Consider the following 15,234-nt stretch of genomic DNA (forward strand, 5'->3'; position numbering starts at 1 on the left):
TGGTGCTGGTGACCACGTTCTTCTCCGGCATGTCGGTCCTGGCCGTCGAGATCACGGCCTCGCGCCTGCTGGCGCCGTTCTTCGGCACCAGCACCATCATTTGGGCCGTCGTCATCGGGCTGACGCTGCTGTATCTCTCCATCGGCTATTGGATCGGCGGCATGGTGGCGGATCGGCGACCGCGTGAATCCTCCCTATTTCACATCATCGCCATTGCGGCGTTTGGCGTGGGGTTGATTCCATTCGTCGCCGGCCCGGTGCTCGAAATCTCCTCCGAGGCCATCGCGAGTTTGAGCGGGGGCCTGTTTTTTGGCTCGCTGCTGGGAGTGCTGCTGCTGTTTTCGGTGCCGCTGACCATGCTGGGCATGGTGTCGCCATTTGCGATCCGCCTGGTCACCCGAGATGTGCAGCACGCGGGCCGCCGGGCCGGGCAGGTCTACGCGCTCAGCACCATCGGCAGCATCGTCGGCGCGTTTCTGCCGGTGCTCACCCTGGTGCCGACCTTCGGCACGCGGCTAACGTTCCTCTTGTTTGCCTGGGTGCTGCTGGGCCTGGCGCTGATCGGCGCGCGAACCAGAGTGCGCCGGGTCATTTATGCCGCCTTTGCCGTCATCATCATCATCCTGTGGCTCCTAATCCGGCCCGGCGCCGTGCGGCCCGTGGACGGCTTGGTGTGGGAGGGCGACTCCGCTATACAGTTCATCCAGGTCATTGACGATCCGGGGCGCGGCCTGCGCCTGGTGCTCAACGAGGGCATTGGGACCCACTCCATCTACCACCCCGAGCGTCTGCTCACCGGCGGTCCGTGGGACTACTTCCTGCTGGCGCCGCTCATTGGCGGGCAAACGATGGCCGAGGTGGACTCCCTCCTGGTCGTCGGCCTTGGCGCGGGCACGGTTTCGAAGCAGTACACCGCCGTGTACGGCGACGACGTGCAAATTGACGGCGTCGAGCTCGATCCCAAGGTCATCGAGCTCGGCCAGCGCTACTTCGACATGAATGAACCAAACCTGCGAACCATCGCCGCCGATGGCCGCACCTACCTACAGCATTCGGACGATCGCTATGACGTCATCGCCGTTGATGCCTATCGCCAGCCCTACATTCCGTTTCACCTGGTGACGCGCGAGTTCTTCCAGGAGGCCCGCGATCACCTGCGCCCGAACGGCGTGCTGGCGCTGAATGCCGGACGCACCGGCCAGGATTTCCGGCTCGTCGACGTCCTGTCGTCCACGATGCGGGCCGTCTTCCCGTACATCTACGTGCTCGATCTCCCCACCGGCTACAACAACAGCCTGATCTACGGCGCCTTGCGCCCAATCTCCAACGAAGAGCTTCACGCCGCCGTGCAGGCGACCGGTGATCCCGTCCTGGGGGTGATCGCGGATCGACCATGGCGACTCCGAGCCGTGCCGGAGTCGACGGTGGTGTACACCGATGACCTGGCGCCGGTGGAACGCCTGATCGACGACATCATCGTGCGCGAGGCGCTCGGCGGCGCACGGGGGCGAGCGCGCTAGCGCGCCACGGAGCGAGACTTTGCGAACGGCCTTCGACAGGAGCCCCCCGTCACTTCCGGCAGTCGGATCGCGTTGATTTCGGCGCACGAGCAAGCGGGAACGGTCCAATGGCACGCTTCCTCCAGCCGTGAGTAGCGGCACGTTCGACGGTCGTCGGTCGGGCAGCGCCGGGCGCCTGCGTGCGGCGCGTGCACAGGGGCGACGCTCACGACGCGCCGTACTGCGCGCCTCGGTTGGCGTAGCGGCGGCGGCCCTGGCCGCGGCGTGCGGCGAAGGCGTTCCGGACCCGCAGACCACGCCCACGCCGATCGCCCCGGCCTCGGCGGAGCCGACGGCGCCGACGACCCAGGAAGCGACTCCAGCCGCACCGGGAACCACGGCTCCGGCCGCGTCGGAGACATCGACAGCGGTGGCGCCGGCGCCAACCGCGGTGCGTCCGTCGGGCGGGGTCGCGACGCCCACGGCCCAGACGCAACCGGTGACGGCCGCTCCCGCGGCGATTCGCACGGCTGCGTCGACGGCATCCCCGGCAGTTCAAACGCCGACGTCAACCGCACCTTCCACCACAGCGGCGGCGCCGGCCACGGCGGCTCCGCAGCCGACGGCCGTTGCCGTCGCGCGGCCAACTGCCCCTCCAACCCCGACGCCGAGTGCGGCCCCGGCGCCTGCTTCGACTCCAACCCCCGCGGCAACTCCCACTCCCACCCCGTCTCCGCATCGGTCGCCCCTAACCGGCCTGCCAATCTCGGCGGAGGCGCTCGAACGTCGCGTGGTCGCGGTCAAGATCGACAACGCCCCCGGGGCCCGTCCCCAGAGCGGCCTGAGCCAGGCAGACATCGTCTACGAGCACGAAACCGAAGGCAGGGTGACCCGCTACACGGCATTCTTCCTCGATAGCGAGGTGGACCTTGTCGGTCCGATTCGCAGCTCGCGATTTGTGGATCGGGACCTCGTCCAACAGTTCGACGCGCTGTTTGCCCACGTCGGCGCGAGCCCGCCGGTCATGCAAGATCTGCGTGCTTCCGCCGCGGCCGACATGGACCAGTTCTACTTCGCCGGGGACCGCCCATACACGCGCCTTACGAGCCGCCCATCGCCGTTTAACGTGTACGCGAGCCTGGCCAGCCTGCGCGAATTCGGCGCCAGCCGGTTTTCGACTCGACGCTGGATTGAAGGTCTGGAATTCACCAAAGCTCCTCAAGGTCTCGGCGCCGTGCGGTCCATCACCATTCCGCCGGGCCCGCAAACCTATTTTCAAGTGCACTACAGCTATGACCCGGCCATCGGACGGTGGCGTCGCTCGCTGGCCGGCGCTCCGGACATCGACGCGGCAAACGATGAGCCGATCACCGTCGCCAACGTGGTGATTCAGCACGTGGATATCCGGGTCACGGCCTTTATCGAGGACTCGCTCGGGAATCTCTCGCTGGCGATTCCCACCACCGGGTCGGGCCCGGTAACCGTGTTTCGCGATGGATTGCGAATCCAGGGCACGTGGGAACGGCCCAATGCCAAGGCGGTCACGCGCTTCAAGACGGCGCGCGGAACCCCGTTGGAGTTGCGCCCCGGCCACACCTGGGTCCACCTGCTCGACACCGACCAGCCCGTCGACAGCGGCTGACCTGCACCGCGGTGTTCTTCGCCGGTGGCGTACGCTAGCGGCGCCCATCGTAGGCCGGAGCCCGTCATGACCACCGAGCGCGTCGTTCTCGTCCCCGAGCCGCAGCACAAGATGCTCTTGCAGCATCGCCAGGTCGTCGAGGAGGCAGGCGGCACGATCCGGCACGCCGACCTGCATGACACCGCGGTTCGCCGCGACGCCCTGCCGGACGCGACCGTCGTCGTGGTGCAGGGACACGAAATGGTCGACGCGGACTTCGCCGCCGGAGCGGCCTTGCATGCCGTGTGCTGCTGGTCGGACGGCGTGGACACGGTGGATCTGGATGCGGCCACGCGGCACGGCGTGCCGGTTGGCAACGTTCCCGACCTCTGCATCGACGAAGTGGCCGACCACGCCCTCATGCTTCTGCTCGCCTGCTACCGGCGGCTCGGCTTCGCCTACCGCCAGATTCACGAGCGCCTGCCCCTCTCGCGCTACGACATTTGCGACGCCGCGGACCCGTGGCCCCGGCTGCGCGGGCTCACCCTGGGCTTGCTTGCGTTCGGCAACATCGCGCAGGCCATGGCGCTGCGGTGCCAGGTGCTGGGCATGAAGGTCATCGCCTGCGATCCCTACATCGATTCCAGCATCATGCGCGAAATGGATGTCGAGCCCGTCGACTTTGACGACCTGCTGCGCCGCTCCGACTACCTTTCCGTCCACGCGCCGCTCAACCCGAGTACGCACCACCTGCTTGACGCGGACGCCCTGTCGAAGATGAAGTCGAGCGCGTTTCTCATCAACACCGCGCGGGGGCCGATCGTCGACGAGGCGGCGCTGATTGCGGCACTCCGGGCCGGAGCAATTGCCGGCGCCGGGCTGGACGTGTTCGAGGTTGAGCCGGCCACCCACGACAACCCGCTGCTCTCGATGCCCAACGTCGTCACCACGCCGCACCACGCCGGCGAGTCCGACGAGATGCACGCCTTCGGTCCGGAGGCGGCCATGAAGGACGTGGCCCACGTGCTGCGCGGCAATCCGCCGCGGTCTATTCAGAACCCGGCCGTCCTTCGTCAAGGCGGCGCCTAGATTCGCGCGATGGGTGGCGCACGCGTCCGGCGATTGGCGTAGCCCAGTGTCCGTGCGGGTCACCGGATGGGGCGGCATCGGCGAGATCGGCGGCAACAAGCTGTTGCTGGAGGACGACGACTGGCAGGTGCTGCTCGACTTTGGAAAGTCGTTCGGCGCCCATGCGAGCTACTTCGAGGAATTCCTGACCCCACGCACCACGACCGGCGCGTTCGACTTTCTGCGAACCGGGCTGCTTCCGCCGCTGGAGGGCCTGTATCGGCCGGATCTCGAGTTGTTGCCGGAGGTCAGGGCCTTCTGGACCCACGCGAGGAACCAGTCCGGTTACCGGAACGACGTGCGACCGCGCGCGGTGCTGCTGTCACACGCGCATCAAGACCATCACGGGCACCTGTCGTTTCTGAATACCGGCATCCCAATCGTCAGCAGTGCCGTCACCGCGCTGATCGTGAAAGGAATGCAGGACTGCGGCCAGCCAAGTCTGGAAAACGAAACCGTCATCGTCCGGCCCCGCGTCGCCAACGGCACGGTCCTCGAAACCGAGCGGGCATCCGGCGACCAGCGATCCTGGCGCCTCGTCGATGGGCACGCCTGGACCGAAGCGGCCGAGGGTTTCTGGCAGACGCCCCATTTCAACAAGCAGACGGCAGGTTGGACGTTGCGCGGCACGGGGCCGTTCAGCGGAGCAATTGACGGTCGTGGCGTCCGCGCTTTTCCGGTTGACCATTCGATACCCGGCGGGCATGGCTTCGCCGTTGAGACGTCGGTCGGCTGGATCGCGTATTCGGGGGACATCCGCATGCACGGTCATGGCGGAGACCTCACCCGACAGTTCGCCCGCGAACTGCAGGACCTCGACCTGGCGCTGCTGATCTGTGAGGGAACCCAAGCCTCGTCCGAAGGTCCCGCCGCCACCGAAGAGGGAGTTCGACAGAGCGTGCACGAGGCCGTCGCCAGAGCCGATGGGCTGGTCGTGGGCGACTTCAGCCCGCGCAACTTCGAGCGGCTGGACACGTTCCTGGATGCGGCGCGGCACGCCGGGCGGCAGCTCGTGGTGCTGGAGAAAGACGCGTTTCTTTTGCACGCGCTCGCCACGGCCGACACCGCGACGCCGCTGCCGGATCCCGCGCAGGGCCCCCTGGTCTACCGCGAGCGGCGCGAGAGTCGCCGAGCCTGGAGCCAGCTCGTGGCCGAGACCTACGGCAACGCCATGGTCGATCCAGACGAGATTGCCCGCTCGCCCGGCGAATTCGTCCTGGCGGTGAGCTTCTACGACGTGCTGCGGCTGCTGGATGTCGATGCCGGCGGCGGCACCTGGATCTACTCCACCAGCGAGCCGTACAACGAGGAGCAGGTCATGGACATCAACCGGCTCCGGCAGTGGGTGGACCTATTGCAGATGGAGATGCTGGGACTCGGCGACGATCCCCGCCAGGAGCGCTTTCACGCCTCGGGGCACGCCTCGGGACCCGACCTGCTTGAGTTCATCCAAATCGCCCAGCCGCGCCGCTTGATGCCGATCCATCTTGAATCGGGCGGCTTGGACTTCTACCGCAAGCACGTGCCGGCCATGGGGATCGAGCTTGCCGAACCGGCGTGGGGGCAGGCGGTCGAGGTGCAGCCGTAGCGACTTGAGCGCCCCAGAGAGGCGAGGCGCCGAAATGTGCCCTGCCGACTCTGCCTGCCCGCGTCGCCGAGCGCGAGTCGCTTGCAATCAGGCCCGAGGTCGGGTCCGAACACCCGCTCTCCTTGCAGATCAGAGGCTAGCCTCGGCCCATTGAACCACCGCTTCCGCGATTCCCAGCGATTCCTCATACTCCTGTTCAGAAACGGGCTGGGCGATGCTGGGATACCGGGTGGCTGTTGCGAATGGGTTCAGCTTCTCGGCTTGCCGGATCGCTTCCGGCACATCTTGGCCAGCATCCTCGAGCAAGGTCAGCAAGAGACCGAGGTCATGCACGTAGGGAAAATCGACGCCCCGCGCGAGCAACAGAGCCTTGACTGCCTTCTCGGCCGCCTGCTGGGCATCGAAGCACAGATCTTCGAGGTAGACACCCGGTGCGCTATTCGCGGCCTTGGAAAGATTGCTGCGGGCGCGGTTTAGCCATTCCCGAGGATCGTCAGGCGGGTATCGCCTATGCAGCTTCATAGACCACGGTGCCCTCCCGCAGGGCAGGCTTGATCACCAGCGCATGGCTGTCCCTGTAACGCTCGACATTCGCCGGAGCGACGACTGTCGCATCAACGGCAACGCGAACCCCGCGAAGGTTTCGGTAGATGCGCGCGGCGAGGTCGCGCTCGTCGTCGGCATCCTTGACCACCAGCAAATCAACATCACTGTTGCGCCCCATCTCACCGCGGGCCGCCGAACCAAAGAGGATGACCCTCTCCGGATGGGCGACCTCGACCACACGCCGCACGATTTCGTCGAGGGTGTCGTGGTCAAGCCCCTGATTCTTCATGCGTGGCTCGCTCTGGCAAAGGCCGGCACAGCACCTTGAACATCATACGGGCGGCAGACCGATTGAGTCCTTGGGCCCGAAACGCCGCACGTCACCCCGTTGATGGGCGACCCATTGGCGGGGTTGTCGCCGTCCGAGCCGCGGCAAAACGTATTGACGCGGCCAAGACCACCGGCGACCATCAAGCGCGCTAGTCGCCCGCTTCAGATTTGGTATCGATGGCTCGCAGGATCGTCGACCTCACCCAGCCACTTGCTCCCGACGGAGCCGATGAGTCGTTCAGCGTTCGCGAATACGAGCGGCCGCGCAGCGGCCATGGCGTGTTCCATCGGGTTGACATGGAGACCACGGTCGGCACGCACGTGGTCACGTCACGGCGCTATCTGGCGTCAGGCTATTCGCTGTCCGAGGCCCCGATCGACCGATTTTTCGGCGAGGGCGTGGTGGTGCGGCTGGCTGCGTCGAACGGCGCCACCGAGATCACCCAGATGGATTTGGACGAGGCGGCGGGGGATCGCCTGCGCCGCGACGACATTGCGGTCTTGGCGCTGGCGCCCGAGGCCTCCGGCGGCGCCAGGCTCTCGGTCTTTGCCTCGCAGTGGCTATGGGACAAAGGCGTCAAGATGCTGGTGCTTGATCAGCGCATCGCCATCGGCTCGTCTCCGTCGTGGAACGAGGAGCGCACGGTGCTCACGTCGCTGTTCGCCAACGAGATTCCGGTCGTGCGTGGCGCCACGAACACCGACCAGCTCAGCGACGAGCGCTTCGCGGTGATGGCGCTGCCCATGCGAATCGAGGGCGTGGAGGCCTGGCCGGTTCGCGTGGTGGCCCTGGATCCGGGCGAGCCGCCGAGCGAGGAACCGCCGCCAACCCCAGCCCCCGCCGACGAAGCCGTCGCAGCCGCACCGGACGCGGAGTCTGGGGAGTCCGGCGCCGCCGACACGTCAGCCGCGGCGCCGACCGACGCATCGGACGCCGAGAGCTCCAACGGCGACGAGCCGCGCGAAGAGGCGGCAGTCGCCGGGGCGGAGGCGACGGCCACGGAGGCGACGGCCACGGGCGAGGCCGAGCAAGCGCAGGATTCACCGCCTGCCGAGAAGCAAACCGCCGAAGCGACCGATGTCGAGCCCGTGTCGGCGGAGGCGTCGGCCTCGGATGCTGAAGGCGATACCGCCGGTACCGAAGATGGCGACGAATCGGCACCCGAAGTGACCGATGCCAAGGCCGCCGACGAGGTCAGCGACGCGGAATCAGAATCGTCTCGCCAATCTGGATAGTCCACGGCTCGTCGATCCCGTTGACCGCGGCGATCTCTTCGAATGAAAATCCAAATCGACTCGCGATACCGGCCAGCGTGTCGCCAGGCTCGACGATGTACCCGATATAGCGCGCGGGGCGCTCTGTGCGCACCGGCACGACCGTGGGCGTCGGCACCGTGGTCACCCTTAGCTCGGGCAGCGGCAGATTGACGTTGGCAGCGGGCGGAGTGACCACCGAGAGCCTGGGGCCCGTCACGGTGGGCGTTTGCGCCGGCGACGCGGCGGTTGGCTGCAGGATGTCGGGAATCTCACCGCGAGCGCGCAGCACGTTGTCCGCCACCACGATGAACACCACCGCAGCCACGATCAGGACTGCCGCCACCACGATGACCAGCGTGCTTGCCGCGCTGGCTTCGGGAGCGTCTGCCGGAGACGGCGCGGCCGCCCGACTGCCGTCGCCTACGTCGCGATCCATGTTGGGCAGAGACACCTCGGCCGAATCTACCAGGGGGAGGTGGCGTGCGATGGACGGGAGCGAATCCCCGGCAGTATGCGGCGGCCGAACTGCTTGGGGTGAGCGAGGGGACTTGAACCCCCAGCCTTCTGGGCCACAACCAGACGCTCTAACCTAATTGAGCTACGCCCACCATGCGATGCCAAATTCTATAACGACGATCTGGTCCTGAATCCGTTGGGCGCGGCATCGGTGCGATGTACAATGCCTCAATGTTGAGTGGTCTTGTGCCGCGTTGGGAACGAGCGCACGTTTGCCCGTGCGCCTGACGCGGCTGAACGTCGCTGGTACCGCACCCCGATCGACAGTCGATCGGGGTGCTTTGCGTTCCGGGGAAACTCCGGACAGGGAGGTTACGGCGTGAGCGTTGAGTCAGATCCGCTGCGGACCGAAGAGCTGCACTCGGTGGGCAATCGGACGATCGTCGAAGGCCTGACCTTTGACGACGTTCTGCTGGTCCCGGGTCGATCCGAGGTTCTTCCAACCGATGTATCAACGCGCACGCGCATCACCCCGCGAATCACGCTCAATGTTCCCCTGGTTTCGGCGGCGATGGACACCGTCACAGAGGCCCGCATGGCCATTACCCTGGCGCGAGCCGGCGGGATTGGCGTGATCCACCGCAACCTGGGGCCCGAGGATCAGGCGCTCGAAGTCGACAAGGTCAAGCGCTCACAGTCCGGAATGATCGTCGACCCCATCACCTTGCCGCCGACGGCCACCGTGGGCGAGGCCAACGAGGTCATGGCGCGGTACCGCATCTCGGGCGTGCCGATTACCGACTCGCGCGGGCAACTGGTCGGCATTCTCACCAACCGCGATCTGCGCTTTTGCCGCGACGACACGATGCAGGTCGCCGACTTGATGACGACGGAGCGCCTGGTCACCGCACCGGTCGGCACCACGCTCGAACAGGCCGAGAAGCTGCTGCATCAGCACCGGATCGAGAAGCTCCCGGTCGTGGACGACGGCGGCCAGCTGCGCGGACTCATCACGGTCAAGGACATCGCCAAACGCGAGGAGTTTCCCGGCGCGGTCTATGACGCGTCCGGACGATTGGTGGTGGCCGGCGCGATCGGCACTCACAAGGAAGGCTTGCCGCGCGCCCGCGAGTTGGTGGCGGCGGGGGCCGACGCCGTGGTCGTGGACTCCGCGCACGGACACCACAGCGCCGTCATCGACACGGTGCGCCGCGTCAAGGAGGCGCTGGACGTGGACGTCATCGCGGGCAACGTGGCAACCGCGGCGGGCGCCAGCGCGCTGATCCAGGCAGGCGCCGACTGCGTCAAGGTCGGCATCGGCCCCGCGGCCATCTGCACCACGCGCATCGTGGCGGGTGTTGGCGTACCCCAGCTCACGGCCATTTCCGACTGCCTCGGTCCGTGCAGCGAGCACGGCGTGCCGCTCATCGCCGATGGCGGGGTGCGCTATTCGGGCGACATTGCCAAGGCGATTGGCGCGGGAGCGGCCGCGGCCATGATCGGCAACATGTTCGCCGGCACGGACGACAGCCCGGGCGAGATCGTCTACCGCCAGGGCGAGCGGTTCAAGGAATACCGCGGCATGGGCTCGATCGGCGCCATGATGGAGCGCGCGGGTTCGTCTCGCGACCGGTACGGTCAGCACCAGGTCCATGACGCCGCCAAGCTGGTCGCCGAAGGCGTGGAAGCCCAGACGCCCTACCGGGGTCCCACGGTGAACATGATCAATCAGCTTGTTGGCGGCCTCCGATCGGCTATGGGATACGTCGGCGCGGCCGACATCCGGGAGTTGCAGACCAAGGGCCGATTCGTCCGTGCTTCCCGTGCCAGCGTCGATGAAGGGCACCCCCACGATGTCGTGCTCATCAAAGAGGCGCCCAACTACCACGCGCCGCGCTAGCCGGCGCGCTCGCGCACGGGATCGACACCTGAGGCACGCCGCGCCGGCACGGGGCCGCTGCGCGCGCCGCTTCGGCACGCGTCGATGAGCTTGATCCTGGGCGTGGACACGGGCGGAACGTTCACCGACGCCGTCCTGCTCGACGCGGAATCCGGTTCGGTCAAGGCCGCGCACAAGGCGCTCACCACCCACGACAACCTCGCCGTCGGGATCGAGGCCGCGCTGGATGGATTGCCCACCAGTGTCTGGCCGCACGTGCATCGAGCGGCCCTGTCCACCACGCTGGCGACCAATGCCGCGTTGGAGGGCTTGGGCAGCCGCGTCGGCTGCATCCTCATCGGATACGACCCCGGCGTGATGCGGCACTACCGCCTGGACCGCCATATTCGCGCCTCCGCGGTTGCGCACGTGGAAGGACGCCACGACATCTTCGGCGAGGAGGTGACGCCGCTCGACGAGGACGGTTTGCGCGACGCGGTGGAGCGCCTGGCGCCCGAAGTCGAGGCGCTGGCCGTTACCAGCTACCTGGCCCCCCGCAATCCCGATCACGAGCAGCGCGCGGTGCGTGTGGCGCGCGAGCTCACCAGCCTGCCAGTCGTGGCCGGCGGCGCCCTCAGCGCACAGCTCAACTCCATTCGCCGCGGCACGACGGCAACGCTCAACGCCAAGCTGCTGGCCGTGACCAGCGAACTGCTCCGCACGCTGGAGCACGCGGTCGGGCGGCGCGGCGTGAGCCCCGCGCCAATGGTCGTGCGTGGCGACGCCACCCTGATGTCGCTGCACCTGGCGCGCGAACGCCCCATCGACACCCTATTTTCCGGTCCCGCCGCCAGTGCCGTCGGCGGCGCGCGTCTTGCCGGCATCGACCAGGCGGTCGTGGTTGACATGGGCGGCACGTCCACCGACGTTGGAATCCTCGACGGCGGGCGCCCGACCCTCAGCAAGCGGGGAGCACTGCTCGCCGGCTGGCGCACGGCCGTGCGCGCGGCCGCCGTGCGCTCGGCAGCGATCGGCGGCGACAGCCGCGTGCGGGCCGACCCACTCGATCTCGTCATCGGCCCCGAGCGCGTCGTGCCGCTGTCACGCGCCGCCGGCGAGTCGCCCGAAGTCCGCAACCGCCTGGCTGAGCTTGACGCGCAACGCCATTCGCATCGGCTGGTCCCGGTGTGGGAGTTCTTTACCCTGGGCCGACCTCGCGCCGACGAGGTGGTATCGACCGGCGAGCAGCGCGTGCTGGAGGCGCTCGAGCAGGGTCCGCTTGACGTGCTCACGCTCGCCAAGCAGGCTGGCGCCGCCGACGCCCGCCTGCTCCCCATCGACGGCTTGATTGCACGCCGGCTGGTCACACGCATCGGGCTCACGCCAACCGACCTGCTGCACGTGCGCGGCGAGTACACCGAGTTCGATGTCGAGGCGGCGACCCTCGCCAGCCGCATTGCCGCACGCGAGAGCCGCACCGAGCAAGACGCGTTTGTGGCCCGCGCCCACGAAGCCGTGGTTCGCTCGCTGTGCGTGGCCACCCTGCGCCGCGCCATCGCCTCGGGGCGGCCCGATCTCGCCGAGTCAGACGAGAAGCTGGGCGCGTACTTGCTCGATGCCAGCGCGTCGCCGTCCAGCCGCGTCGGGCCGCTGGACGTTGGATTGGGCCTCACGCTGCCGCTGATCGCGCTCGGCGCCGCGGGAGCCGCCTGGCTTCCCCAGGTGGCCAGCCGTCTTCGCACCGAGGTCGTCGTTCCCAATCACGCGGCCGTCGCGAGCGCGGTTGGCGCCGCGTCAACCCGCATCGCGCAAGAGATCGAAGTGCTGCTGCGGCCCCAGTACTTGCGCCGCGGCGGTGTGATCGACTACGCCGTCCATAGCCCCGAGGGACGCGCAATGTTCGCCTCGGAGTCCCAGGCCCGCGAGCATGCGCTCGCCATCGGCCCCCGCCTGGCCGCGGAGGCCGCGACCGCAGCCGGCGCGCCGTCTCTCACTGTTGACGTCGATGAACATACCTGGAGTCTCGACCAGGACGACCCCGAAGCGCCGGCCCAGCTCATGGAAACCCGCTTCCGGTTCACAGCCACGGAGGCTGGCGCCGCCTAGCCAACCTCAATCGGCCCGCTCGCCTATAATTGACGCTGTCACCGCGCAGCGCACCATGCCAGCCCGGCTGCGGCTTTGGGGGAGGCGAACGAAGCCTATGGCGACCAAGTTCTTGACCGAGGAAGGACGTCTGCGCCTTGAAGCCGAGCTTCACGAGTTGAAGACGGTGAAACGCCCGGAAATCATCCGGCGCATCCACGAGGCCAAGGAATTCGGCGAACTGAGCGAGGGTAACGAGCCGGACGAAGTCAAGAACGATCAGGCGTTCACCGAAGGCCGCATCATGATGCTGGAGCGGCTGCTGCGCGACGCCATCATCGTCAGCGAGCATTCGTCCGACACTGTCAGCATCGGCGCGACTGTCAGCGTCCGTGATGACGGAGCGGGCCAGCGTGAGTTCACCATCGTCGGGACCGAGGAAATCGACCTCGCCACCGGCAAGATTTCGAACGAATCGCCGCTGGGCATCGCACTTGTCGGGCGCAAGGTCGGCGAGCATGTGACCGTGGAGACGCCCGCAGGCACGCGCGCCTACGAGATCACAGGAATCACCTGATCGCGGAGCCAGCGCCGGGCGACCGCCTCTACGAGGCGCGGCTCGCCAAGCTGAACCGCATGGCCGAGGCGGGCGATCCGGTGTTTCCCTCCCGCGTGCCACGCTCGCACCGCGCGGCCGACGCGCGCTCGCTGGTCGACGATCCAAGCAGCCCCGAGGTCGACGTCGCCGGGCGCGTGATGTCGCTGCGGCGAATGGGCAAGACGAGCTTTGCCGCGGTGCGCGACGGCTCGGGTGAGCTCCAGCTCTTCCTGAACGCCGGCGAGCTGGGCGCGGACGTCTATCGGCACATCCTCGACGTGCTCGACGTGGGCGACATCGTGTCGGCCGGCGGACCGATGTTTCGCACGCGCGCCGGCGAGCCGTCGGTGCGCGTGCAGCGGCTGACGGTCGCCGTGAAGGCCCTCCGGCCCCTGCCCGAGAAGTGGCGCGGCCTGCAGGACCCGGAATCGCGGTACCGCCAGCGCTATCTCGACGTCATTGCCAACCAGGACGTGCGCGAGCGATTCGAGGCGCGGACGAGGATCGTCAGCACGATTCGCGGCGTGCTCGACGCGCAGGGGTATATGGAGGTGGAAACACCGTCGCTGCAACCCCTCTACGGCGGCGGCAGTGCCGTGCCGTTCACCACCCACTACGAGGCCCTGGGACGCGACTTCTACCTGCGTATCGCCGACGAGCTATATCTCAAGCGCCTGCTGGTCGCCGGCTACGAGCGCGTGTATGAGATCTGCAAGGACTATCGCAACGAGGGCATTGACCGCACCCACTGCCCGGAGTTCACCATGCTCGAGGCCTACCAGGCCTTCGCCGACCTCAGCGACATGCTCCGGCTCACGGAGGCGCTGGTGGTGGAGGCGGCAACGGCCGTCGCGGGTGACACCCGCGTCGCCCACGGCGAGACGACGCTCGACTTCACGCCGCCCTGGCGGCAAGTGACCTACCGCGACGCCCTGCTCGAGGCCGTGGGAATCGACCTCGACGACGAGCAATTGAGCGACGAGGAGATCCGCGAGGCGGCCGTCGGCCGCGGCGTGGCGCTCGAGGCCGGCGCGGCGCGCGCGCGCATGCTCGATGAAATCACGAAAACCTGCGTGGAACCCACGTTCGTGCAACCGACCTTTCTCACCCGCTACCCGGCCGAGACCACGCCCCTGGCCAAGCGCGCGCCGGACGATCCACGTTATGTCGAGCGATTCGAGCCGTTCGTCCTGGGCATGGAGTTGGGCAACGGCTACACCGAGCTGAACGATCCCATCGACCAGCGCCGCCGCCTGAGCGAGCAGGCCGACGACGATGCCGAATCGCATCCGGTTGACGAAGATTTCATCCGCGCGCTGGAGCACGGCATGCCGCCCGCGGGCGGCATGGGTCTCGGTATCGACCGGCTGACCATGGTGCTCACGGACGCGCCCAACATCCGCGACGTCATCCTGTTCCCCCAACTGCGAACGCCTGCGTAGAATCGGGGACAGAACCACTCGGCCCGCGGTGTGCCGGCCGTTGCGATTCGCTACGTTGCTCCCACATGCTTCCCCTGCGATTCATTCGTGAGAACGCGGACTTCGTGCGCGCCGGGCTGAGCGCCCGGGGCGACGACGCGCCGCTGGAAGAGTTGTTGGAGCTTGACCGGAATCGGCGCGCGCTACTTGTCGACGTGGAAGGTTGGCGGGCCGAACGCAAGCGCGTCTCCCGAGCCATCGGCGCCGCGTCCGATCCCTCCGAGCGCGAGGCACTGATTGCCCAAACGCGGGCGTTATCGAAGGACCTTGATGAATCGGAGCCGAAGCTGGGGCAAATCGAGGATGAACTCGATCGTCTCCTCGAGGACTTTCCCGCGTTGCCGCATGCGTCCGTTCCGGCCGGGCAAGACTCCGGAGACAATCCCGTAGTGGCGAGCCACGGCACTCCGCCGGCCTTCGAATTCGAGCCGCGTCCACATTGGGAGATCGGTGAGACGCTGGGCGTGCTCGATTTTCCGCGCGCGGCCAAGATCGCCGGATCAGGATTCTGGCTATTTCGTGCCGGCGGGGCGCGCCTGCAGCGCGCCCTGGTCGCCTGGGCGATTGACTTTCAAGTTCGCGAGCATGGCTACGTTGAAGTGCTGCCTCCAGCACTGGTGACAAGCCGGGGCATGGCCGACTCGGGCAAGCTGCCGAAGTTTGCCGACGATTCCTATGGGTTGCCCGCCGACGACCTCTGGCTCAATCCGACGGCCGAAGTGCCGCTCACGGCCATGCACCGTGACGAGGTCTTGGACGGCGGCGC

General features: G+C 67.5%; 13 protein-coding genes and 1 tRNA gene. 10 read left to right on the forward strand and 4 right to left on the reverse strand.

Annotation, left to right across the window (positions count from 1 at the left end):
- The first annotated feature begins 2 nt into the window (after positions 1-2).
- The 4 genes from OXG33_13655 (at position 3) to OXG33_13670 (ending at position 5,836) form a co-directional block, all read left to right on the forward strand.
- Positions 3-1,520: a fused MFS/spermidine synthase gene (locus OXG33_13655; GenBank protein MCY4114960.1), complete on the forward strand. Its 1,518-nt coding sequence runs from the start codon at positions 3-5 to the stop codon at positions 1,518-1,520.
- A gap of 127 nt (positions 1,521-1,647) precedes the next feature.
- On the forward strand, positions 1,648-3,141 hold the full coding sequence (locus tag OXG33_13660) for a DUF3048 domain-containing protein (GenBank protein ID MCY4114961.1): 1,494 nt from the start codon (positions 1,648-1,650) through the stop codon (positions 3,139-3,141).
- A gap of 66 nt (positions 3,142-3,207) precedes the next feature.
- Entirely contained in the window at positions 3,208-4,209 is a 1,002-nt protein-coding gene (locus tag OXG33_13665; protein ID MCY4114962.1) for a C-terminal binding protein, read from the forward strand.
- A gap of 46 nt (positions 4,210-4,255) precedes the next feature.
- A complete protein-coding gene (locus tag OXG33_13670) occupies positions 4,256-5,836 on the forward strand; it encodes a hypothetical protein (GenBank protein ID MCY4114963.1) in 1,581 nt (526 codons plus the stop codon).
- Positions 5,837-5,965: 129 nt separating this feature from the next.
- Here the strand turns inward: OXG33_13670 and OXG33_13675 are convergent, their stop codons facing one another.
- Entirely contained in the window at positions 5,966-6,358 is a 393-nt protein-coding gene (locus OXG33_13675; GenBank protein ID MCY4114964.1) for a HEPN domain-containing protein, read from the reverse strand.
- Positions 6,345-6,671: a nucleotidyltransferase domain-containing protein gene (locus OXG33_13680; GenBank protein MCY4114965.1), complete on the reverse strand. Its 327-nt coding sequence runs from the start codon at positions 6,669-6,671 to the stop codon at positions 6,345-6,347. Before OXG33_13680 ends, OXG33_13675 begins: the two co-directional genes overlap by 14 nt.
- Before the next feature lie 218 nt (positions 6,672-6,889).
- Here OXG33_13680 and OXG33_13685 point away from each other — a divergent pair, with 218 nt between their 5' ends.
- Positions 6,890-7,948 (forward strand): cyclase family protein, encoded by a 1,059-nt coding sequence (locus OXG33_13685; GenBank protein MCY4114966.1) that lies wholly within the window; start codon positions 6,890-6,892, stop codon positions 7,946-7,948.
- Here the strand turns inward: OXG33_13685 and OXG33_13690 are convergent.
- Together OXG33_13690 and OXG33_13695 are read right to left on the reverse strand one after the other, a co-directional pair.
- Positions 7,908-8,405, reverse strand: a complete 498-nt coding sequence (locus OXG33_13690; GenBank protein MCY4114967.1) for a LysM domain-containing protein — start codon at positions 8,403-8,405, stop codon at positions 7,908-7,910. The two genes, OXG33_13685 and OXG33_13690, sit on opposite strands and share 41 nt — an antisense overlap.
- A 94-nt stretch (positions 8,406-8,499) precedes the next feature.
- Positions 8,500-8,577, reverse strand: a tRNA-His gene (locus OXG33_13695).
- 272 nt (positions 8,578-8,849) lie between these two features.
- Between OXG33_13695 and guaB the strand changes: the two genes are divergently transcribed.
- The 5 genes from guaB to OXG33_13720 all read left to right on the forward strand — a co-directional run.
- Positions 8,850-10,325: an IMP dehydrogenase gene (gene guaB / locus OXG33_13700; protein ID MCY4114968.1), complete on the forward strand. Its 1,476-nt coding sequence runs from the start codon at positions 8,850-8,852 to the stop codon at positions 10,323-10,325.
- 84 nt (positions 10,326-10,409) lie between these two features.
- Positions 10,410-12,410, forward strand: a complete 2,001-nt coding sequence (locus OXG33_13705) for a hydantoinase/oxoprolinase family protein (protein ID MCY4114969.1) — start codon at positions 10,410-10,412, stop codon at positions 12,408-12,410.
- A gap of 97 nt (positions 12,411-12,507) precedes the next feature.
- On the forward strand, positions 12,508-12,966 hold the full coding sequence (gene greA / locus OXG33_13710) for a transcription elongation factor GreA (GenBank protein ID MCY4114970.1): 459 nt from the start codon (positions 12,508-12,510) through the stop codon (positions 12,964-12,966).
- Positions 12,966-14,429: a lysine--tRNA ligase gene (lysS, locus tag OXG33_13715; protein MCY4114971.1), complete on the forward strand. Its 1,464-nt coding sequence runs from the start codon at positions 12,966-12,968 to the stop codon at positions 14,427-14,429. Before greA ends, lysS begins: the two co-directional genes overlap by 1 nt.
- Before the next feature lie 65 nt (positions 14,430-14,494).
- Positions 14,495-15,234: serine--tRNA ligase (locus OXG33_13720; protein ID MCY4114972.1), on the forward strand; the 740-nt coding region annotated here is incomplete at its 3' end.

It is taken from the genome of Chloroflexota bacterium (assembly GCA_026708035.1).
In the GTDB taxonomy this organism is placed as follows: Bacteria; Chloroflexota; UBA11872; order UBA11872; family UBA11872; genus JAJECS01.

Coding starts and splice junctions, on each gene's coding strand:
- OXG33_13665 (MCY4114962.1), top strand. CDS start 3,208: ATGACCACCGAGCGCGTCGTTCTCGTCCCCGAGCCGCAGCACAAGATG.
- OXG33_13675 (MCY4114964.1), bottom strand. CDS start 6,358: ATGAAGCTGCATAGGCGATACCCGCCTGACGATCCTCGGGAATGGCTA.
- OXG33_13680 (MCY4114965.1), bottom strand. CDS start 6,671: ATGAAGAATCAGGGGCTTGACCACGACACCCTCGACGAAATCGTGCGG.
- OXG33_13685 (MCY4114966.1), top strand. CDS start 6,890: ATGGCTCGCAGGATCGTCGACCTCACCCAGCCACTTGCTCCCGACGGA.
- OXG33_13690 (MCY4114967.1), bottom strand. CDS start 8,405: ATGGATCGCGACGTAGGCGACGGCAGTCGGGCGGCCGCGCCGTCTCCG.
- OXG33_13705 (MCY4114969.1), top strand. CDS start 10,410: ATGAGCTTGATCCTGGGCGTGGACACGGGCGGAACGTTCACCGACGCC.
- greA (MCY4114970.1), top strand. CDS start 12,508: ATGGCGACCAAGTTCTTGACCGAGGAAGGACGTCTGCGCCTTGAAGCC.